The 22,880-nt window shown below is 71.2% G+C and carries 11 protein-coding genes and 1 pseudogene; 6 read left to right on the top strand and 6 right to left on the bottom strand.

The features are described 5' to 3' along the window. From ACFWW8_RS15315 to ACFWW8_RS15290, 6 genes and pseudogenes are all read left to right on the top strand, one after another. On the top strand, nt 1-2,226 hold a 2,226-nt coding region (locus ACFWW8_RS15315; protein WP_386528552.1), incomplete at its 5' end, for a beta-ketoacyl reductase. A gap of 106 nt (nt 2,227-2,332) precedes the next feature. Further along, nucleotides 2,333-6,406 carry a type I polyketide synthase gene (locus ACFWW8_RS15310; protein WP_386528549.1) on the top strand — a complete coding sequence of 1,358 codons (4,074 nt, stop codon included), beginning with the start codon at nt 2,333-2,335 and terminating at the stop codon, nt 6,404-6,406. A gap of 84 nt (nt 6,407-6,490) precedes the next feature. Then, nucleotides 6,491-7,732, top strand: a complete 1,242-nt coding sequence (locus ACFWW8_RS15305; RefSeq protein WP_386528547.1) for a P450-derived glycosyltransferase activator — start codon at nt 6,491-6,493, stop codon at nt 7,730-7,732. A gap of 43 nt (nt 7,733-7,775) precedes the next feature. Continuing rightward, the gene (locus ACFWW8_RS15300) at nt 7,776-9,053 is read left to right on the top strand and encodes an activator-dependent family glycosyltransferase (RefSeq protein ID WP_386528545.1); all 1,278 of its coding nucleotides are present in this window, start codon (nt 7,776-7,778) and stop codon (nt 9,051-9,053) included. Nucleotides 9,054-9,166: 113 nt separating this feature from the next. After that, nucleotides 9,167-9,913 (top strand): 3-oxoacyl-ACP reductase family protein, encoded by a 747-nt coding sequence (locus ACFWW8_RS15295; RefSeq protein ID WP_386528542.1) that lies wholly within the window; start codon nt 9,167-9,169, stop codon nt 9,911-9,913. A gap of 109 nt (nt 9,914-10,022) precedes the next feature. Further along, nucleotides 10,023-10,225, top strand: a pseudogene (locus tag ACFWW8_RS15290) (M4 family metallopeptidase); the annotation flags it as partial. Between the two features lie 112 nt (nt 10,226-10,337). Here the strand turns inward: ACFWW8_RS15290 and ACFWW8_RS15285 are convergent. The 6 genes from ACFWW8_RS15285 to ACFWW8_RS15260 form a co-directional block, all read right to left on the bottom strand. Continuing rightward, nucleotides 10,338-11,648 (bottom strand): LLM class flavin-dependent oxidoreductase, encoded by a 1,311-nt coding sequence (locus ACFWW8_RS15285; protein WP_386528540.1) that lies wholly within the window; start codon nt 11,646-11,648, stop codon nt 10,338-10,340. A gap of 16 nt (nt 11,649-11,664) precedes the next feature. Then, a complete protein-coding gene (locus ACFWW8_RS15280) occupies nt 11,665-12,669 on the bottom strand; it encodes a GNAT family N-acetyltransferase (protein ID WP_386528538.1) in 1,005 nt (334 codons plus the stop codon). A gap of 66 nt (nt 12,670-12,735) precedes the next feature. Then, a complete protein-coding gene (locus ACFWW8_RS15275) occupies nt 12,736-13,686 on the bottom strand; it encodes a fatty acid desaturase family protein (protein ID WP_386528537.1) in 951 nt (316 codons plus the stop codon). Further along, complete coding sequence (locus ACFWW8_RS15270) at nt 13,683-20,912, bottom strand: amino acid adenylation domain-containing protein (protein WP_386528534.1); 7,230 nt, start codon at nt 20,910-20,912, stop codon at nt 13,683-13,685. Before ACFWW8_RS15270 ends, ACFWW8_RS15275 begins: the two co-directional genes overlap by 4 nt. Then, the gene (locus ACFWW8_RS15265) at nt 20,909-21,604 is read right to left on the bottom strand and encodes a DUF6875 domain-containing protein (protein WP_386528531.1); all 696 of its coding nucleotides are present in this window, start codon (nt 21,602-21,604) and stop codon (nt 20,909-20,911) included. Before ACFWW8_RS15265 ends, ACFWW8_RS15270 begins: the two co-directional genes overlap by 4 nt. Before the next feature lie 14 nt (nt 21,605-21,618). Continuing rightward, a complete protein-coding gene (locus ACFWW8_RS15260) occupies nt 21,619-22,614 on the bottom strand; it encodes a TauD/TfdA dioxygenase family protein (protein ID WP_386528528.1) in 996 nt (331 codons plus the stop codon). Nucleotides 22,615-22,880 lie beyond the last annotated feature (266 nt).

Genomic DNA, 22,880 nt, shown 5'->3' with positions numbered 1-22,880 from the left:
GTCCAGGGCGTGGAGGTGTCCTGGCCGGCACTGTTCGAGGGCACCGGCGCCCGCACCATCGACCTGCCCACCTACCCCTTCCAGCGTCGGCGTTACTGGCTGGAGTCGCGTCCTTCCGTAGCGGTAACCGAGTTCGCCGCAGCGTCAGGAATCGAGAGGTGGCGTTACCGCGTGGCGTGGAAGAGTCTGTCGCTGTCGGAGTCGGCGCGTCTTGACGGCCGGTGGCTGCTCGTCATGCCCGAGCACCTGGACGCGGACGCCACGCGTGTCGCACACGACGTCCAGCACGCCCTCACCACCCACGGCGCCACGGTCTCCCGCCTCACGGTCGACGTGACGGCAACGGACCGCGCCGACCTGGCGGCGCGGCTCACCACCACCGCGGCCGAAGAGCAAGAACCCCTCGTGGGAATCCTCTCCCTCCTGGGCACCGATGAGCGGCAGCACCCGGATCATCCGGGCGTCGACCGTGCCACGGCAGGCACGATGCTGCTCGCGCAGGCGTGCGCGGATCTGGACGTGGCCCGGGGCGAGGAGCCGAGGCTGTGGGTCGTGACCCGTGGGGCGGTCGCGGTGTCCCCCGCCGAGTGCCCGTCGTCAGCCGGCGCCCAGGTCTGGGGCCTGGGCCGCTGTGCGGCGCTCGAACTCCCCACCCGGTGGGGCGGGATGGTGGACCTTCCCCGGGCGGCGCGGGATACCGGACGGCAAGGGCGGCAGCTCGTGCGTGTGCTGTCGGAGACCTGTGCCGAGGACCAGGTGGCGCTGCGCGCGTCGGGCGCGTACGGCCGCAGGCTGCTGCCCGCCTCCAGCCCTTCCGCATCCGCCCCCCGGGCCGCGAAGGGCGGTTACCAGCCGCACGGCACGGTTCTGGTGACCGGCGGAACCGGATCCCTCGGTGGCCATCTGGCGCGGTGGCTGGCCCGCAACGGCGCCGAGCACATCATTCTGGCCGGGCGGCGGGGCGAGGGCGCGCCAGGAGCCGCGGAACTGTCAGCGGAGATCAAGGAGCTGGGCGCGGAGGTGACCGTCGCGGCCTGCGACGTGGCAGATCGGAACGCGTTGCGGGACTTGCTGGATGCCCTGCCGGCCGGGCAGCCGCTGTCGGCGGTGTTCCACGCCGCCGGTGTCCCGCACTCGGCGCCGCTGGCCGAGACGGATGTGGCGGGGCTCGCCGCCGTACTCCCGGGCAAGGTCGTCGGGGCGCGGCATCTGCACGACCTCACCAGGGAGAAGGAGCTGGACGCGTTCGTGCTGTACGCGTCGGGCGCCGGCGTGTGGGGGAGTGGCGGGCAGAGCGCGTATGGAGCCGCCAACGCCGCACTGGACGCGCTGGCCGAACAGCGCCGGGCGGAGGGACTGACCGCCACTTCGGTCTCCTGGGGCCTGTGGGACGGCGGAGGCATGGCCGGCGAGCAGGGCGAGGAATTCCTCACCGCCCTCGGTCTGCGGGCGATGGACCCCGAGTCGGCCGTCGCCGCCCTGGGCGAGGCTCTGGACCGAGGGGACACCTGCGTGAGCGTGGTCGACGTCGACTGGTCCCGGTTCGCAAAGTCGTTCACCGCTTTCCGGCCCAGCCCGCTGATCGGGGAGCTGCCCGGAGTGCGTGCCGCGCCGGACGGACCAGCGGGCGGGCCGTCGGAGGACCTCTCGGGCGGCGCACGGCACGGCGGGGCAGCCGACCAGGGCGTGCTGGCACGGCTCGGCCGGGCCACGGGCGACGACCGGCAGGAAATCCTGCTCGATCTCGTGCGCCGCCACGCCGCCGCCGTCCTCGGTCACCCGGGGCCGCAGCACATCGAGTCCAACGCCGGGTTCCGGACTCTGGGGTTCAGCTCGGTTACCTCCGTGGAACTGGCGAACAAGCTCGGTGCGGCCGTGGGCACCAAGATCCCCGCCACCTTCGCGTTCGACCACCCCAACGCCCGTGCCGCGGCAGCCCGCCTCGACGTCCTGCTGGCGGTGCCGAGCGACGAGGCCGCACAGGAGGCGGAGATCCGGCAGGCACTGCAGAACGTGCCGCTGGCCCGGCTGCGGGCCGCGGGCCTCCTCGACGGTCTGCTCGAACTCGCCAAACGGGGAGCGGAGTCCGGCGGATGGGCCGACCCGCCGGGCGACGAGCCGCATCGCGGCGCGGCCACGCCGGACGAGGAGGCCGCCCTGGCGGAAGTCGACGGTCTGGATGCCGAAGCACTGGTCGACCTCGTCCTCAACCAGTCCGACTCCTGACCGTTGCGGGCGGCGCCGGGGCCCACCGTGCCGTCGCCGCCTTCGGCCGCACGAACCACACAGACCTGACCGGGTCACGGCCCGGAGCTCAGCAAGGAGACCACTCATGGCCCTGTCCCAAGAGAAGGTGCTAGAGGCACTGCGCACCTCCGTCAAGGACGCCGAACGGCTGCGCAAGCGCAACCGCGAACTCCTCGCGGCCCGTCACGAGCCCATCGCGATCGTCGGCATGGCCTGCCGCTATCCCGGCGGGGTCCGTTCGCCCGAGGACCTCTGGGAACTCGTCGTGTCGGGGACCGACGCGGTGGGTCCCTTCCCCGAGGACCGGGGCTGGGACGTGGAGCGGATCTACGACCTGGACCCGTCGGTCCCGGGAACGACCTACTGCCGCGAGGGCGGATTCCTGTACGACGCCGGAGACTTCGACGCGGAGTTCTTCGGGATAGGACCACGCGAGGCCACCGTGATGGACCCGCAGCAGCGCCAGCTGATGGAGGCGTCCTGGGAAGCCCTGGAGCAGGCCCGGCTGGACCCGCGCGCGCTGCGCGGCAGCCAGGGCGGTGTGTTCGTCGGCGCGGCGAACCAGGGCTACGTGCCGGGCGACGCGGCGGCGTCGGGACGCCTGCCGGAGGGGTCCGACGGTTACTTGCTCACCGGCAATGCCGACGCGGTCCTGTCGGGCCGGATCAGCTACTTCCTGGGCCTGGAAGGCCCGTCCATGACCGTCGAGACGGCCTGCTCCTCCTCACTGGTGGCACTGCACCTGGCTGTGCAGGCGCTGCGCCGCGAGGAGTGCGAGTTCGCCCTGGCCGGCGGAGTCGCCGTGCTCGCCAACCCGGCCGCCTACGTGGAGTTCGCCCGGCAGCGGGGACTCGCCCCGGACGGGCGCTGCAAGGCGTTCGACGACGCGGCGGACGGTACGGGCTGGGCCGAGGGCGTCGGCGTCCTGGTGGTGGAGAGGCTGTCGGACGCGGTACGCAAGGGGCATCGGGTCCTCGCCGTCGTGCGGGGTACGGCGGTGAATCAGGACGGTGCCAGCAGCGGTCTGTCCGTGCCCAACGGACCCTCCCAGGAGCGAGTCATCCGCCGCGCGCTGGCCGACGCCCGGCTCGAGGCCGGCCAGATCGATGCGGTGGAGGCGCACGGCACCGGTACCCGGCTGGGCGACCCCATCGAGGCACAGGCCCTGCTGCACACGTACGGTGAGGAGAGAAGTCACGAGCACCCCTTGTGGGTAGGGTCTTTGAAGTCGAACTTCGGTCACGCGCAGGCGGCAGCCGGAGTGGGCGGCGTCATCAAGACGGTGATGGCGCTGCGGCACGGTGTGCTTCCCCGCACGCTGCATGTGAAGAGCCCGACGCGGCACGTCGACTGGGGCGACGGGCAGGTGCGGCTGCTGACCGAGACGGTGCCGTGGCCGCGGACCGGCGCCCCCCGGCGGGCAGGAGTCTCGGCCTTCGGCGTGAGCGGCACCAACGGCCACGTCATCCTCGAAGAGGCGCCGCCCGTACAGCTCGAAAAGGAGCGGTCGGCCGTGGCGGGGCGGCCGGGCCTGGTCCCGTGGACGCTGTCCGGCCGTACGGGGCCGGCGCTGCGCGAGCAGGCCGCGCGCCTGGCAGCACACCTGGAACAGCACCCGTGCCTCGACCCGCTGGACGTCGGGTTCTCGCTCGCCATGACCCGTACCCACTTCGAGCACCGGACCGTGCTGCTCGCGAATGCCTCCGCCGAGGGCGGATCCCGTGCCGAAACGCTCGGGGCGCTGAAGGCGATGGCGGAAGACCGCGACCCGGGCGGGGCGGTGCGGGACACCGTGCAGGGCGAAGGGCGTACCGCCTTCCTGTTCAGCGGGCAGGGCAGTCAGCGACCCGGCATGGCGGAGCAGCTGTACGCGCAGTACCCGGCGTTCGCACGGGAGCTGGACACGATCGCGAAGCATCTGGACGCTCACCTGGACCGGCCGTTGTCGACGGTGATGTTCGCGGAGGCCGGTTCGCCGGAGGCCGCGCTGCTCGACGGCACGCAATACGCCCAGGCCGCCCTGTTCGCCGTAGAGGTCGCGTTGTTCCGGCTCCTCGAAGGCTGGGGGCTGCGCCCCGACGTGCTGCTGGGGCACTCCGTGGGCGAGCTGGCCGCAGCCCACGTGGCTGGGGTGTTCGGGCTGGCGGACGCCTGCGCACTGGTCGCCGCCCGCGGTCGGCTCATGCAGGAACTGCCGACCGGCGGCGCCATGCTCTCGGTCCGTGCCGCCGAGCACGAGGTGCGGGACCTGATCGCCGGACAGGAGGACCGCATCGCGGTGGCGGCCGTCAACGGGCCCCGCACCATTGTCGTCTCCGGGGACGAGGACGCCGTTTCGGCGCTTGCCGAGGAGCTGACCGAGTACGGCGTGCGGACCAAGCGCCTGAACGTCAGCCACGCCTTCCACTCCCCTCGTCTGGACTCCATGCTGGAACCGTTCCGCCGGGTCGCGGACGCGGTGGAGTACCGCGAGCCGACGCTCGACGTGATCAGCGGCCTGACCGGCCGCGAGGCCGAGGCTGGGGAACTCACCGCCGCCGACTACTGGGTCCGGCAGGCGAGGGAGACCGTCCGGTTCCACGACGGGGTGCGCGCCGCTCGCGCGCGCGGCATCAGCACTTTCGTGGAGTTGGGGCCGGACGGCGTGCTCTGCGGCCTGGCTCTGGAGACCCTGGAGGAGGAGCCGGCCGGGGACACGGCCGCCGAGGCGCCCGGTCGGGCGCGGGCCGCGCTGGTGCCCGTGATGCGTCGGGAGCGGCCGGAGGGCAGTACCCTCCTGATGGCGCTCGCCACGGCCTACGCGCGCGGCGCGGAGGTGGACTGGTCCCGGTTCTACGCCGACACCGGCGCCCGCCACGCCACACTACCCACCTACGCCTTCCAGCGTCAGCGGTTCTGGCTGGAGGCGGCGGCCCCTGTGCCCGCGAGAGCCGCCGGGCCCGTCGTGCCCGCGGTGGGCGGGACGGCCGGATCGGCCGCCGCGGAGGAGCCCACCGATCCGGCGACCCGGCCCGCGCTGAGTGCGCAGGACCTGCTCGTGCTGGTGCGGACACAAGCGGCGGCCGCACTCGGGCACGCCGAACTGGAAGACGTACCGGTCGACACCCCCTTCGGCGACATCGGTTTCGACTCGCTCGCTGCCATCGAACTGAGCGTCGCCCTGACCGGCGCCACCGGGCTGGAGGTGCCCTCCTCCCTCGTCCTCGAACACCCCACCCCCAGGGAGCTGGCCGGGCACCTGGCAGCCGCCATGACGGCCGCCGACAGCGACGGCACACCTGCCAGAGGCTCGGACACGGCCGGTGAGAGCAGCCTGGTGGCGATGTACCGGCGGGCCGTGCGGCTCGGCCGGGCGGAGCCGTTCATCGGCACACTCGCCGAACTCGCCGCATTCCGGCCCGCCTTCCCCGCCGATCATGTTTTCGCGGACGGAGAAACCCTCGGGCAGGCCGCCGCCGCATGGCAGTCGGCGCCGGTGCCCTTGGCCACCGCGGACGGTGCGGGGCCGGAGCTGATCTGCTGCGCGGGCACAGCGGTGGCGTCGGGTCCGGAGGAGTTCACCGCACTGGCCGCGGCTTTGGAGAACCGGCTGACCGTGTCGGCGCTGCGCCAGCCCGGCTTCCGCGCGGACGAGTTGCTGCCCGACTCCCTGGACGGGCTGCTCGACGCGCAGGCGGACGCAGTGCTGCGGCACACCGGCGACAGGCCCTACGCCCTCCTCGGCCACTCGGCGGGCGGCGCGCTGGCACACGCGCTGACCTGCCGACTGGAGGAGCGCGGCGCGGGTCCCGTGGCGCTGATCCTCGTGGACGTCTATCTCCCCAGCTCGCCGGGGGCGATGGGGGTGTGGCGTAACCAGATGCTCGACTGGGTCATGCAGCGCTCCGTGGTGGCCATCGACGACTCCCGGCTGACGGCGATGGGCGCCTACAACCAGATGCTCCTGGAGTGGGCGCCGAGACCCACGAAGGCGCCTGTCCTGTTCCTGCGCGCGACGGAGCCGGTGGGGCAGTGGTCCGGGGAACCGGAGAGCTGGCGGGCACGCTGGGACGGCGGCGACCACACCGCCGCCGACCTGCCGGGCACCCACCTGACGCTGATGACCGAGCACGCCCGCCACATCGCGGCGACTGTCCGCAGTTGGCTCGACGCCCTGTGAACCACCCCAGGGGAGAACCCTCGCCGGGCGCCGGATGGCTTCTCCCCCCGTTTTCCGTATGCCGCGACACCCTGGAGGACTCCCGTGACAACGCAGTGGACCACCCTGTCCGCACTCGGCCGCAGACTTCAACGAACCTACGTGGGCCACTGGTTCGCAGGAACGCAGGGAGACCCTTACGCGCTGATCCTGCGCGCCCAGCGGGACGACCCCACCTCATACGAGGAGGAGGTCCGCGCACGCGGACCGGTGTTCCACAGCGTGGTGCTGGACACGTGGGTGATCGCGGACGCCGACCTCGCCCGGTCCGTCCTGACCGACGCCCGCTTCGGAGCGCTGACCCGCGCGGGAGAACGGCACCGCGCGGCACTTCTCCCGCCGGCAGGCCCCGAGACCGGTCCGGCCCGCGCACAGGAGCACGGCGGCGTGCCGACTGGCGCCGAGCCGGCGGTGTCGGCGCAGGACGAGGTGGCCGTGGAGGCCCTCGCCGAGCAGGTGTCACGCACCCTCCTGGGCGGGCTCGGCGCCGACTTCGACCTCGTTGCCGACTTCGCGCGACGCCTGCCGGCACAGGTCCTGGCGGAATTCCTCGGGCTGCCCGCAGCCCGGCGCAGCCGGTTCGAGGAACTGCTGGCCGGCTGTGCCCGCAGCCTCGACAGCCGGCTCTGCCCGCAGACTCTCGACATCACACGGACCGGCCTGGGAGCAGCGGCCGAGCTCCGGGAACTGCTCGCGCGCCACCTCGGCGAGGGCGGACCACGGTCCGCTCAGGCGGTTCTCGCTCTGGCAGTCGATGTGGCCGCACCCGCCGGTGCGCTCATCTGCAACGCGTTCGAGGCGCTGGGCAGCTCTCCCGGGCAGTGGGACGCCCTCTGCCAGAACCCGGAGAAGGCCGACGCCGTCATAGCGGAGACCTGGTGGCGGCAGCCGCCGGTGCGGGTGGAGAGCAGGATCGCGCAGGAGGACGTCGAACTGGCCGGAGTGCCGATCCCCGCGGACGGGCATGTGGCGATCCTCCTCGCCGCCGCCCAGCGCGACCCGGCGGTCACCCCTGCCCCGACGGAGAACGGCACCGGCGCCCCCGAACAGGGCGACGGCGTCGGCGTCCCGCTGGGGCTCCTCGGCGATGCGCACTCCACCTCTGCCGCCCGGACGGTCCGCGCCCTCTCCCGCAGTGCGCTGCGGGTGCTAGCGCAGGAGGCACCGGGCCTGCGGCCGAGCGGGACCGCGGTACGCCTCAGGCGGGCACCCGTCACGCTCGGCCACGCCCGCTTCCCCGTCGCCCGGACGGGCTTTGGGGCACTGACCGACGCGGGTGCGGCATGAGCACCCGCGACGAACACCGACTGCCGAACGGGGAGACGAGCCGATGCGCGTCCTGATGACGTCGATTGCCCACAACACGCACTACTATCACCTGGTGCCGCTAGCCTGGGCCCTGAAAGCCGCAGGCCACGAGGTGCTAGTGGCCAGCCAGCCCCGCATCACCGACATCATCACCGGGTCCGGGCTCACCGCCGTGCCGGTCGGTGACGACAAAGACATGATGGAGCTGTTCGCCGAGATCGGCGGAGACATCACCCCGTATCAGGAGGGACTGGACTTCGCCGAGGAGCGGCCCGATGCGCGGTCCTGGGAACATCTGCTCGGCCAGCAGACCGTTCTGACCTCGCTGTGCTTCGCGCCGCTCAACGGCGACTCCACGATGGACGACATCGTCGCGCTGGCCCGCTCCTGGCAGCCGGACCTGGTGATCTGGGAAACCTTCACCTATGCGGGAGCGGTCGCCGCCCATGCCGTGGGCGCGGCGCACGCCCGCATCCTGTGGGGTCCCGATGTCATCGGTCAGGCCCGGGAAGGGTTCTTGGACGCCAAGGCACAGCAGGCTCCCGAACACCGGGAGGACCCGATGGCCGAGTGGCTCGGCTGGACCCTGGAGAGGCTGGGCCTCCCGGCAGCCGGAGACGGGCTGGAGGAGTTGCTGAACGGCCAGTGGGTCATCGACCCGGGCCCGGAGAGTGTCCGGCTCAACCTTCGCGAGCCGATCCTGCCCATGCGCTTCGTTCCCTACAACGGCCCTGCCGTCGTACCCGGCTGGCTGTCCGAGAAGCCGAAGCGACCGCGCATCTGCCTCACCCAGGGAGTGTCGGGGCGCGAGACCCACGGCAAGGACATCGTCCGCTTCCAGGACCTGCTCACGGCGCTGGGCGACCTCGACATCGAGATCATCGCCACGCTGGACAGCACCCAGCGGGAGAACCTGACGGAGGTCCCCGACAACGTCCGGATCGTCGACTTCGTCTCGATGGACGTGCTGCTGCCGAGTTGCGCCGCGATCATCTACCACGGTGGTGCCGGCACCTCGGCGACAGCCCTGCTGCACGGCGTTCCGCAGATCGTCATCGGAGCGCACTGGGACGTGCCGGTCAGGGCCCGGCAGCTCGACGACCTGGGCGCCGGCATCTTCATCCGGCCCGAGGACCTGGACGCGCCCACACTGCGCGCGGCGGTTCAGCGAGTGCTCACCGAGCCTTCCCTCCAGCAGGCCGCGGACCGGCTGCGGGCCGAGATGCGATCCAACCCCACCCCGGCCGAGACCGTACCGGTGTTGGAGCGGCTCTCCCAGAGCCACCGGCAGTCCCGCTGACCACCCGCGGTACACGGTGCGGGCCCACGTGCCGGGGGCACCACCGTTGCCGGCGGTCGTTCGGATCGCCACCCGGTCATTTCCCGGCACCCACGGACGGAGCAGAACAGAACATGGAATTCGAAGGCCAGGTCGCGCTCGTCACCGGGGCCAGCAGGGGGATCGGCCGTGCGACGATCGTCCGCCTGGCGGAAGCCGGATGTGACATCGCGCTCCACTACCACAGCTCGAAATCGCAGGCTGAGGAAGCCGCCGAGTGCATTGCCGCACTGGGCCGCAAGGTCGAACTGTTCCCGGGCGACATCTCCCGCCCCGAGACTGGGCGGCAGCTGGTGGCCGCGGTGCACCAGAAGTTCGACCGGATCGACATTCTGGTGAACAACGCGGGCATAGCACGGGACAAGCTTCTGCTGACCATGGAGGCGAACGACATCCACCAGGTCATCGCCACCAACCTCGTCGGCCCGATGTTCCTCACCCAAGCAGTCGCGCTCACCATGCTGCGTCAACGTTCCGGGCGCATCGTCAACATCTCCTCCGCGGCCGCGAGCAAGCCCGGAAAGGGCCAGGCCAATTACGCTGCGTCCAAGGCCGGTCTGGAGGCGTTCACCAGGGCCATGGCGGTGGAACTCGGATCCCGTGGAATCCTCGTCAACGCGGTCGCTCCCGGCATCGTCAAGACCGATTTGACCGAGGCTCTCCGTGATGGGGCGGAGCCGGAACTCCTGGCCCGGCAGGTGATCGGTTCCTTCGCCGAGCCTGAGGCGGTGGCGGAGGCAGTGGCCTACTTGGCGAGCCCTCGCAACACGCACACGACGGGCACGGTCCTCACCGTCGACGGCGGCCTCAAGATGGTGTGAGCGCCACCGGGCATACCCTATTCGGATGAACCGATGATGCGGCCTGTACCTCTGAGGGGTGCCGGCCCTTGAACTTGACATGCCGATATCTCGTTCGCGTCGGTTCCCCTCCGAGGGCAGCGGCGCCAAGACGGTCAACGGGGTGGCGTACAAGATCAGGTACAAGGCGCTCTCCGCGTACATGACCTCGACGACCAACTACGCGGGGGCGCGCACCGCGACCCTGAAAGCGGCGGCCGACCTGTACGGCGCCCCCCCGACACGAAGTACCAGCAGGTGGCGGCCGCTTGGGAGGCCGTCAACGTCAACTGAGCCCTGCTCGGGCGCCGCCGACGGGCAAGGCGTTGGCCGGGAGCGCGGAACCGCGCTCCCGGCGTGGGCCCCCGTCCAGGCGTTGCCCGTCGGCTCCTGGGGGAACCGCGCGCTATCCCCGGTCCGACCCGGTGAGCGGGTCGAGCCCGAGGTGGTCGCGCAGCGTCGTACCGGTGTAGTCGCTGCGGAAGAGCCCTCGTCTGCGCAGTTCGGGGATTATTCCGTCGACGATCAGTTCCAGGCCCTCCGGAAGGTAGGAGGGAAGGAGCATGAAGCCGTCCGCACCACCCTCGGCCACCCACTTCGCGAAGCGGTCGGCGATCTGCTCCGGGGCGCCCACGACCACCAGGTGGCCCGCGGACATCACCTCGGCCTCGATCAGCCTGTTGATGCTGTACTTCTCCTCCACGGCCAACTGCCTGAAGATCTCGTACCGGCTCCTGCGCTCCTGGACCGTGTCGACCGCGGGCAGGAGTTCCTCCGGAACGGGCTTCGACGGGTCGAGGCCGGAGATGTCGATGCCGCCCAACTGCTTGGACAGCCAGGTCATCCCGGTGTCCATCCGGATGAGGTGGCGGAGCTCGTCCTCCATGCGCAGCGCTTCAGCCTCCGTGCTGCCGACGAGCGGGTGGACCCCGGGGAAGACCTTCACCTTCTCGGGGTCGCGGCCCTCCGCGCGGACCCTGGCCTTGATGTCGCTGTAGAAGTCCTGGCAGCCGGCCAGAGTCTGCTGGGCGGTGAAGACGACCTCGGCGTGCTTCGCGGCGAAGGTCCGACCCGTGGCGGACGACCCGGCCTGAACGAGCACGGGGCGTCCCTGGGGGCTCCGGGGCACGTTCAGTGGGCCCTCGACCTTGAAGTGCTTGCCCACGTGGTCGATCCGGTGGACCTTCGCGGCGTCGGCGTACACCCCGTTGGCGCGGTCGAGGACGATCGCGTCGGACTCCCAGCTGTCCCAGAGCGCGGTCACGACCTCCAGGTACTCGTCCGCCCTCTCGTACCGGTCCGAGTGGCTCGGCAGGGAGGCGTCCCCGAAGTTCAGCTCCCCGTGTCCGGAGGTGACGATGTTCCACGCGGCGCGGCCCGCGCTGATGTGGTCGAGCGTCGCGAACTGCCGGGCGACGTTGTAGGGCTCGCTGAACGTCGTCGACACGCTGCCCACCAGGCCGATCCGGCTCGTGCGCGCGGCGAGCGCCGAGAGCATGGTCATCGGTTCCACGTGCGGGAACGAGGCGCTGGCCAGGCGGGGTCCGTTCACGGACAGGCCGTCGGCCATGAGCAGGGCGTCGATCTTGCCGCGCTCGGCGAGTGCCGCGATGTCACTGTAGTAGTCCAGCGTCATCGCGCCTTCGGCTCGGCTGTTCGGACGCCGCCAAGCTCCTTGGTGATGGCCGACCCCGCCTATCAGCGAGAACAGGTGCATTCAAATCTCCTGATTGTCAATATCGTGCATCGATCACGCGCAGGGTCGTCCGGCTCAGGAACCCCGCACCGTATGTGTTCGTATCGGTTTCCGCGTCACGTGAGAGAACCTCCAGGTGCAACGGCACGACCGGCGTCGGCTCCTGCCCGGTGGCCTCCCTGAGCCAGGTGCCATCGGTACGGTGCCCCGTTGGCCGGTCGCCGTCGTAGGCGACGAGGAGGCTGGGGTCGGAAAGGGCCGTCAATCGAAGCACCAGATCCGCCTCGTCAGCGGTCTGCATGGGGTGGGCGTCCGGCTGCAGCAGCTTCAGCGGGACCGGGAAGAGCCCGAACCTGCTCTTGAACACGAAGAGGCCCGGCTGGACTTGGTGTCCGTAGATGCTCGGATCACTGCCCAGCGAGACCCACCGATGGCCCCGTTCCCGCGCTTCTTGGAAGGCCGTCAGATAAATCGCGCGGACGAGCTTACCGTCGCGGTCCTCGTCCCCCAGGGCGGTGAACCGGACTCGGACGATCGACATCGCCGCGTCGATTTCGCAAAGGCACGCGCCCATCAGCGTACCGTCCGCATCCTCGGCCCTGACCGTGAAGTAGTTCTCCGGCCTATCCAGCAGTTGGTCACGGACTCGCCGGGCATACGGAACACCGTTCCGCAGGGTGGCGATATGGGCCTCGTACAGCGTGAGGAACTCGTCCATCTGGGTGGGGTCGAGGGGCGACCTGACGGCCAGCTTGATTCCGCGTTCCGCCAGAGCGGCGGGACCACTGCGAGCCCCGCGCCGAGAGCGGCGTGACATGCGCGTCAGGAACTCCTCTTCACTCGCGCACGCGGGCGCGAGCCAGGTGATCCAGCCGGGCTTGACCGTGAAACCGGCTCCGCGAAGAGCCGGCCAGTCCGTGACGTCGGGAGCCTTGACCCGTACCAGGTCGGCGTCCGGCCGTTCCTCACGCCAATCACGGGCGAGAGCCTCGTCTGCATCGACGTGGGCGATCACGATGCCGTTCTCATAGCTTGTGTGCACGTCTTTCCGTCCCTCTCGTGGCAGTTGTGAATGACGGTCCGCGGCCGAGCGGACGCGGACCGGATGTCACTCCTGCTTCCGGGAGCGGCCCGCCCTCGCGTTGGCCGAGGCCTCCCGCGTGATGGCGCGGAAGAACTTCGGATAGCTCGGCGAGATGTGCGCAGCGAACGCCAGGGTGATGTAGTGCCGGTCCCGCAGTTGGTTGATCGGCACCACCATGGCGGCGTGGTGCTCGATGTGCAGGTTGTTCCCATTGGTGTACCAGGTGCTGAACCAACTGCCGGTGATGGAACGGGTGTTGTTCAGCACGTTGGTGGTGGAGTTGTCGCACATGATGTGCTCGGGCAGCTCGACCAGGAAGTGCAGGGGCACCGCGACGAGCAACGGGAGCAGCCAGACCCACAGCACGAGGTTGCCGTGGCCGAGCGCGGCCAGCACCACCGCACCGAGGATCGGAAGGGCGAACATCTTGTACTCGGCCACCACGTCCCGCTCGCGGTCCCTGGATATCTGACCCATGTCGTAGGACCAGGTACCGGTCCAGCAGCGCACGATGTCCGCCACGGCGCCGATCACCCGGCCGAAGGCCAGCGCCTCACGGATCAACGCGGACCAGGTGACCAACTGCCGCGAGTCGAAGCCGAAGAACTCCGAGTCCTGGTCCGTGCCCAGGTAGCGGTGGTGCTGGAGGTGACGCACCCGGTAGTGGCTGTACGACACCAGCATCGGCACGCCCAACGGCACGCCCGCCAGGCGGTGCAGGCGGGCTCGCCGGAATGCGGAGTGGTGCAGGCACTGGTGCTGGAGCTCCAGCCAGTGGGAGTACATCGCGCCGATCAGCACGACTCCGAGCAATCGGACCGGCCACGCCTCCACGAAGAGGGCGAGCGCCACACCGATGCCCCAAATTCCTGACGCGACAACCAGTTTGATGATGAAGACGCGTTCGTCGGCAGCGGTGACCTTGGCCCGCCGGAACAGATCCTCCGGCGACGCAGTACCCGCGTCGGGCCTCATGAACGGAACCCCTTTCCCGCCGCATCCGGCATGTGACGCCGCGGATGACCGGCGGGGTCGGTCGCGGCGAAGGCCTGGTGGAGTTCACTGGCTGTGAGCATGCTCTTCTGGTCCCCCGGGATCGTGGTGACGGCCACGACGGCGCCGAAGGGCCGCCAGGTCTCGCCGGCGTCGTCGCAGCCCGGTGAGACGACCTGCGGCAGGTACAGCCGCAGACGGGGCACCTGACCGGCAGGCCGCCACCCGGCCATCGCGAGGTGACAGCTCAACCGCATGCGCATCTGGCCGAGCACCGAGTGGTCGCGAACACCAGGGGCGGAGTGGCCGAGGAGGCCGGCCAGGGCCTCCGCACGATCCGGGATCGGCAGGTGCCCGGTCGCGGCGAGTGCCTCGGCGACGGCGTCCTTCGTGTGGTGCGGGACCCCGTACCGGAGGTGCACGATCATGTCGTCGTCCGGGTTCGGCGGCTGCTCGGCGCGCGGCGGGTCGAGCAGGAACAGGTCCTCGATGCGGTCGGCGTCGCCGTCCGCCTGCGCTTGCCGGGCGATCTCGTAGACGATCGGCGCGCCCATGCACCAGCCGGCCAGGGAGTACGGGCCGGACGGCTTCGCCGCCCTGATCTGGGTCAGGTACCGACGGGCCAGGGCCTCCATCGTGGTGTTCTCGTAGGAGTGGTCATGCGGCAAGCCGTAACAGTCCCAGCCACGGCCGAGGGCGCCGGTGAGCGGCGTGTACCAGTCGATCAGCCCACCGCCGGGATGGACCATGAACAGCGTGCGCGCTGGGCGGGTGATAGGTCCGGGGGTGAGCGGGACCGTCCGGGCGACGCTCTCCAGCTCGGCGGCGAACCGGCCGGCGATCCGCTCCGCCTCGTCGGCGTCGAGCAGTGCCGGATCGATGGAGAAGTGGCAGGTGATGGTGGACTCGGCATCAGGGGCTACGGTCACGTCGACCGGTGTCGGCAGCACGTTGACGGCGGCTATGGTCGCCGCTTCGGGCCCGGCGGCCGGCCGCAGGACGTGGTCGCCGACGGGCGGTTGGTACCCCCCGAGGTAGTTGAAGGTGACCTGCGGTGACTCGACATCGCCTAGCTGCCGGCCCAGGGGCGACTCGGGGTGCAGGAAACGCGCCCGGCCGAAGCCGGTCCCCGCGTCGGGGACCGAGGCGAGCTGTCGGTCGATGGCGGCCGCGACGTCGACGAGGCGGGCCTGATCCGCCACGAGATCCGTGAGGAGGGCCGGGTAGAGCGAGGTCAGCCAACCGACCACGTTCTCGAGGTCGCCGTTGCCGGAGTGGGTCCGGCCGTGGCCTTCCAGCCACACGTACAGGTCCGGGCCGTCGCTGTACGGGACCAGCGCGCGGTGCAGCGCGGCCAGCAAGACGGCCTGGGCACTGACGTCGTGCAGCCGGCGGACGTCGTGGCGCAGGTACGCCGTGGCCCGGGGCGACAGGCGGTGCCTGATGCGAACCCGGTCTCCGGCCCCCGCCGCCCGTCCGGCCGTCGCGGTTCCGGCTCCGGAAAGGGCTGGCTTCGGAGCCTTGGCGAACGTCTCCCAGTGCGTGTCCGGCACGGGTTCGGCAGTGGCCTGGGCCGGCATGCCGGGTGCCGCACCGTCGGGCACGGCTCGCCCGTCCCGCAGTGTCCGGTAGCCCCGTTCGATGTCGTCGGTGAGGATCTGCCAGGACACCGCGTCGACGACGAGGTGGTGGGCGATCAGATAGACCCAGGCACGGGTGCCGGCCGGGTCACGCACGATGGTGATATCCGCCATCCGGCCGTCGGCGATGCCGATCCGCCGGTGCAGGCCGCGCAGGCTGGTCTCGAGCCGCTCGGTCAGCGGCTCATGGCCGTCCGGCAGGACGTGTTCACCCAGCAGGTCGGTCGCCGGCGCCTCGGAGAGGACGGCGGTCCAGGTGCCCCCCTGGCGGCCGAACCGGGTGCGGAACGCGTCGTGACGGCGGATCGTCCAGGCCAGTGCCGCCCGCAGCGTGACCAGGTCGCAGGCATCGGCGATCTCGAACAGGCGAGCCTGGTGGAAGTGGTCCGGGTCGGCGAACCGCTGGGCGAAGAACCAGGCCTGGATCGGAGTGAGCGGGAGGGTGGACCCGCCCGGACGGCGTTCGGCCACGACGGCGATGTCCCGGTCGGGGCGGGTGGTGATCAGGTGGTCCAGGGCACGGACGGTCGGCGCGGTCAGGAGATCGGCGACGCTCACGTCCACGCCGAGGGCACGCGTGCGCGCCGCCGCCCGGATCGCCTGGAGGGAGTCGCCCCCGCGGGCGAAGAAGTCGTCGTCCACGCCGGTGTCCGGCTGCTGGAGGATGTCCCGCCACACCTCCAGCAGCAACTGCTGACGGGGGGTCTCCGGCTCGGATGCCGCGCCGGTGCCGGCCTTCGCCGGCAGCTCCGGCAGCTGCGACGTCTGGATCTTCCCCGTCGACGTACGGGGAAGCCGTTCCATGATCACGAACCCGGCCGGCAGCATGTACGACGGCAGTCGCCGGCCCGCCCACTCGCGCAGCCGGTCCGGGAGGACGGTGCGCTCGGCAGGGGCGGCGATGTACGCCAACAGCCGCTGGGTGCCATCGGATTCCTGGAGGAGCACCGCCGCGTCGGCGACGTCCGGGTGCTTCAGCAGACAGCTGGTGACCTCGCCGAGCTCCACCCGGAATCCGCGGATCTTGACCTGGTCGTCGAGGCGCCCGAGGATCTCGAACCGTCCGGCGCTGATCCGGGCCCGGTCTCCGGTGCGGTACAGACGCTGCCCGGCGAGCGGGCCGGTCGTCGGTACGAGGAACCGCTCGTCGGTCAGCTCAGGCCGACGGTGGTAGCCGACGGCCACTCCGGCACCACCGATGTACAGCTCTCCGGCCGCACCGGCGGGCAGCAGGTGGCCGTCCGGTCCCAGCACCACCATGCTGTAGTTGGCCAGTGGGGCACCGACGCTCAGCCGTGCCGCCCCGCCGGGGCTCGCCGGGTGGAGGCGCTGCGCGGAGCACCACACGGTGCCCTCGGTCGGCCCGTATTCGTTGTCGAGGGCCACATCGGGTATGCGGACGCCGTGTTCGCGGAGGTCGTCCGGGCTGCACGCCTCACCGCCGATGGCAACGACCCTCAGCTCCGACCGCCACCCGACCGGCAGCGTCCGTACCAAATGCCGGTAGAAGGATGCGGTGAAGTTGACGTGCGTAACGCCGCTCCGCTCGATGAGGGAGCGGATCCTGCCGGTGTCCCGGGCGTGGTCGACGGTGTCCGGAACCACGATCGCGCCACCCGACCACAGCGTCCACAGCATCATGTGCGGCGACACGTCGAAGATCACCGGCAGGGTGACCAGGGTCTTCACCGGCGCGCCGGGCGCCGTGCCCGCGGTGTCCAGGAACCTGGTGCGGGCGTGCACCGCGGCGCAGGCGTTCGCGTGGCTGGTCAGGACCGCTTTCGGGGTCCCGGTGGAACCGGAGGTGTAGACGAGGTACGCGCCGTCGGCCGACTGGACGCCCGCATCCGCATCGGGCGGCACGGGGGTGTTCCGGGCCGTGTCGCAGGACGGATCGTCGGCGTATACGCAGGGAACCCCGTCGGGCGCGCCGGAAAGCGGCGCACCGTCGGAGGCCGCGCGGCCGGCGACGATGACGCTCGGGGCGGCATCGTCGAACATCGCGGCGGTGCGGGCCTGGGGCTGCGCCGGATCGACGCACACGTACATCGCGCCCGCTCGCAACGTGGCCAGGATCGCCGCGACGAGGTCGATGCCGGCGGGGCAGGTGATCGCGACGACCTCGCCGGCCCGGAGCCCCGCCTGCCGGAGTCGCCGCTGGAGGTCACGTGCGTGCTGGTCGAGCTGGTGGTACGTCCACGCGGATCCGGCGTGCTCGAGTGCGACGGCGTCCGGGTGGGCGGCCGCCGCGGCGTCGAAGCCGGCGTGCAGCGTGTCGAACGGCACCTGATCGGTCGGGCCGGTGCTCAGGTCCAGCATCCGTGTCGTCTCGGCGGCGCCCAGCAGGTCCAGCTCGTGAACGGCCTGGTCGGTCGAGCGCGACAGCTGGGTCAGGACCCTCTCGAACCCGCCCAGCAGTTCCTGGGCGGTGTCCGTGTCGAACAGGTCGGTGTCGTACTCCCACAGGATGGTCATCCCGCCCGGCCCGCTCCCGTCCGGGTGACGGGGGTCGGGTACGCACACCACGTTGATGTCGCCCTTGGCGGTGGCGTTGTGCTCGATGACCAGGGACGCCTCCACCGAACCCATCCGCAGGTGCGGTCGGGGGGTGTCGTGGAACGCGAACATGAGATTGAACAGCGGATTGCGGCCGGGATCGCGCGGCATGTCCAGATGTGCCAGCAGGTCCAGCAGCGGCAGTTCCTGGTGGTCCTGCGCGCCCAGCAGGACGGTCATCGTCGCGCGCAGGAGCTCGCCGAGCGAGGCGGCGGGGTCGACACCGACCCGCAGCGGAAGCGCGTTGACGAACATCCCCAGCAGCCGGTCCGTGCCGGGCTGACGGCGGTTGACCAGAGCCGAACCGAGCACGATGTCCTGCTCGCCGGTGTGCTGCCATACCTGCAGCGCGAACGCCGACAGGAACACGGCGAAACGGCTCACTCCGTGCCGGGCTGCCAGTTCGTCGAGGGCGCCCATGACCTCGGCCGGGATGTGGACGGCCGTGCGGCCGCCGCTGGACGAACGGGCCACGGGGCGCTGCCGGTCCGCGGCGAAGGTCGCGCCGTCACGGGGGCAGCCGGACAACCGTTCGCGCCAGTAGGTGACCTGGCCGGTGTAGTCGCCGGTCTCCCGCCACGCCCGGTACCAGGCGGCGAAGTCCCGGTACTGCACCGGGAGGGCCGGCAGGTCCGGCTGCCCCCCTGCGGTGATCGCTTCGTAGGCGTCGCGCAGTTCGGCCAGGAACAGCTGGGCGGACCAGCCGTCGTGCGCGAAATGGTGTTCCACCTGCAGCAGCCGCCACTCGTCGGCGGCGAGGCGGAACAGGTGCCAGCGGACCAGCGGCAGGGTGCTCACGTCGAATCCGGTGGCGATCTCCGCCCGCATCCGGGCTGCGAGCTCCACGTCGCGGTCAGGCTCGGGGATGCCGGTGAGGTCAACAACCTCGACGTGCGCCTGCCAGGGTTCGCGGACGACTTGGACCGGCCCGTCGGATCCGTCGTGGAACGTGGTGTGCAGGATCTCGTGCCGGGCCACGATGCGCGTCAGCGCCGCCTCCAGCGCGTCGACGTCCACCGGACCGTGCATCCGCAGGGAGAACTGGGTGTTGTACGCCAGCGCCTCGGGTGTCAGCTGGGTCAGGACCCAGATCTGCTCCTGCTGGCCGCTGAGCGGAAAGGCGGCGACACCTTCCGGTCCGGTCTCGGTGGGGCTGCTGCCCGGCTGGATCCGCAGACGGGCCGACGGCGCGCCGTCACGGACGAGGGCGGCGATCCCGGTGATGGTGGGGGCGGCGAAGAGAGCGCTGACGGGAACGTCGACGCCGTGGTCGGCGGCGGCGACGGCGGCCAGCCGGATCATCGCGAGGGAATTGGCTCCGAGCGACAGCAGCGACCGGTCCAGCGGTACGTGCGCCACGCCGAGGATGGCCGCGACCGTGGCGGCCAGCCGCTCTTCCAACGCGTCCCCGGCCCGGGCCGAGGACGGGCCGGCCGGGACCGAGGCCGGGTCCGGCAGCCGCCGCTCGTCGATCTTCCCGGCCGCGGTCCGGGGCAGTTCCCGCACCACGACGTACGCGGAAGGTACGAGATATACCGGCACCCGCTCCCGCAGATGGCGGTCGCAGGCGGCGATGAACGACGCCTCGCTCTCGGCCGCGCCGTCCGGCCCGGGGGCCGTCAGGCCGGGTACCGCTTCCGGAACCGGCATCAGGTAGGCGACGAGGGAGACCGATCCCGTCTCCCCGCCCACGGCACGTGCGGTGACGTGCGCCTGGACGATCCGGGGGTGGCCCATCAGGACGGATTCGATGTGGCCCGGTTCCACGCGGTGCCCCCCGACCTGAACCTGCCGGTCGGCGCGCTCCAGGAACACGAAGTCGCCCGACGGGTCCTGCCGGACGAGGTCACCGGTCCGGTAGGCCCGTTCGCCGTCGATGGTGACGAACCCCTGGGCGGTCAGCTCCGGGCGGTCGAGGTAGCCGAGCGCGAGGTTCGCCCCGGTGATGGCCAGCTCTCCGGTTCCCGTGGCGGGCCGGCCGTCGGCGTCGAGGAGGAGGTAGCCGGTGTCGCGTACCGGCCGACCGATGCTCATCGGCGCCCGCTGCCCGGTCGCGGCGTCGTAGACCAGGCCGTAGCTGGAGCAGACACACGCTTCCGTCGGGCCGAACTCGTTGACGAGGGAGGTGTTCGGCAGCAGGCGGGCGTGCCGTTCGATGACGGCGGGACTCCACCGCTCGCTGCCGATCCCGACGGCCTTCAGGTGGGTGGGCGGCCGGCCGGCGGCCCGGTCCAGGAAGACGCTGTACAGCGACGCCGGGTAGATCAGGTGCGTGACGCGGTGCTGGTGCACCAGGTCGACGGTCCTGGCGACGTCGGTGAGACCGGCCGGATCGATGATCAGCGTGCCGCCGGTCAGCAGTGTCCAGAACAGGACGCCGGTGGTGAGGTCGAACGCCGGTGAGTGCAGCATGAGCACACGGCCAGCCACGCCGAACCGGTCGAAGCGCGCCGCGGTGGAGTTCAGCAGTGCCGAGTGCGGTACCAGCACGCCCTTCGGCGTTCCGGTCGAACCGGAGGTGTAGATGACGTACGCCGGGCCGGCGGAGTCCGCTACGAGGTCCGTGACCGCGGCCGGCCGCTCCTGGCCGATCAGGTCCTGGTACGCCCACACCGGCGCGGAGGTCTGCTGCCGGAGCCGGGCGGCCCGGTCGGCGGTGGTCACGACGAGCGTCGGCCGGGCCTCGGCGAAGACCTGGCGCAGGAAGGCGTCCGGTGCGTCGGGGTCGAGGGGCAGGTACACGGCCCCGGCGGCGAGCACGCCCAGAACGGTGGCGACGAATTCGGGTGAACGTCCGAGGACCAGCGCCACGATGGGGGCCTCACCGGACGGGCCGGTACCCGAGGCACGCACGCCGTCGGCGACGGCGCGCGCCTTCTCGGCCAGGTCCTGATAGGTCCACGACCCCTCCGCGGTGACGACCGCGTCGGAGGTCAGGTGTTCGTGGTAGGCGGTCTCCAGAGCCGCGGCGAGGGTCAGCTCGGCGAGACCGGCCGGGGGATGCAGCGTCACGATGACTCTCTCGGTGGAAGGGCTTGACGGGCGGCAGCCAAGTGGGCCTGCAGGCCCTCCCGCGCCGCGGGGCTGAGCCGGGGGCCGATGTGCCGCTCGTACGCCAGCAGGAAGCTGAGCCGATCGGCCGGTGGGGTACCGGGCTGATCGGCGAACAGCAGGTCGTGGGGGGTCATGGCGCGGATGGCGAACATCGGTTCCGGACAGCGCATCACCGGGAACGCGCGGTTGTGCACACCGCCGACGGTGCTGGCCTCGTGGAACTCGCCCAGCATCAGGCCTCGTTCGACGGCCTCGGCCCGCAGCATGCGGTGGCCGCCGTCGATGAAGTCGGCCACGTGCTCGTCCGGCAGGCCGGGAAAGAAGCCGAGCAGGGCGGTGGACGCCCAGTGCGGCCCGGTGGCGATGCCCTCGAACACGTCCAACAGGAGCCGACCGGCATCGACGGCGTGAGCCGGGGTGGACCCGGGGACGGCGACCGCGACCAGCCATACGGTGTTGGCGCGGATCGCGGGCGCGAGCCGCGGGCAGACTGCGCCCGACCGGCCCAGGTTGAGGTGCGGCTGGGTGACGAACTCGTCCAGCCAGCGCATCCCGGCCCGGTACTGGGGGTGGCGATCGTAGGCCGCGACGGCGTCGGCGGCCCGGGTCAGCGACCCGGGGACGACCGACGGCGCCGCGGTCGAGATCACCGGTCCGGCGGTCCTCACCGGGTTTCCCGCGGGGACGAGCCGGCGGCCGAGGGCTCGATCAGCGGTTCGCCCGCCACCGCGTACGAGGTGAAGCCGTCCGGGCCGATGGGGATGTCACCGACGGTCGACGTCCGGTGCATGATGCGGATCTCGTCCTGGAGGTGGTCAATGTCGGCGGCGGCCAGGTGCGCCGTGGACCGGTTGTCCCACACCGCCACCGATCCCGGCTCCCAAGCGAACCGGACCGTGTACTGCGGCCGGGTGAGCTCCTCGAACAGCAGCTCCAGCAGCTTGCGGCTCTCGACCGGGTTCATGCCCATGATGCGGGCCGTGCGCGACGGGTTGACGAACAGTGCCTTCTCGCCGGTCTCCGGGTGCACGCGCACCACCGGGTGCACGGCCATCCGCTTGTTCCCGATCATGTCGAGAGCCTTCTTCTCGACCGGGTCCGACGGGTCCAGCTGCTGGGCGGGCCAGAAGGTGTGCTCGGCCTGGAGGCCGTCGATCATCTTCCGGATCGGCTCCGACAGGCCCTCGTAGGCCGCCACCAGATTCGTCCAGTGCGTGTCGCCGCCGAACGCGGGGATCTTCTCCGCGCGCAGGAACGCGATCGCCGGCGGGTTGACCACCTGCGAGGCGTCGACGTGCCAGCCACTGATGCTGGTCACCCACTTGTTGCGGAAGACCGCTTCGTAGTCGGCGCCCACGAGCTGCTTGTCGAGCTGCGGAGAGATCGTCAGGATCTGCGGAAACGGAGCGAGTTCCTCGGTGTCCTGTTCCCGGGCCCGTACGGCCAGCGGGCCGAACTTCTGCCCGAACGCGACGTGCGCGGCGTGGTCCAGGTGCTGCTCGCGGAAGAACAGCACCTTGTGCTTGTACAGCGCCTGGCGCAGCTGCTCGACCGTGGCGTCGTCGAGATCGGCGGCCAGGTCGATGTTGTCGACGTACGCGCCTATGAAGCCCGCGGCCTGACGCAGGTCCAGCTCGGTGGCGGTCGGCGTTTCCGGCATGGTCTAACTCCTTGGTGTTCCGTGTCGTGCCGGGCGGCGCGACGGGATGCGATTCGTCATGGCGCACGCGCAGGTGCGGCCACCGTCGAGATGACCCGCGCGCGGCTCGGCTCGCGGCGAAGGCCTGTGTGGTCGGAAGGTTTCGTACGGCGGGACCGCACGGTCCCGCCCCGGGCGGGCGGGCAGGCGGTTGCGGCGCTCGGCCGTGAGGCTCCGTCACGATGCGCTGGCCGGAGATGCGGGAGGCGGTTGGTGGTCCCCGTCCG

This window comes from Streptomyces sp. NPDC058701 (assembly GCF_042715295.1).
Lineage (GTDB): Bacteria > Actinomycetota > Actinomycetes > Streptomycetales > Streptomycetaceae > Streptomyces.
The sequence above is the reverse complement of the archived record's forward strand: the minus strand, read 5'-3'. Positions and strand labels throughout refer to the sequence as shown.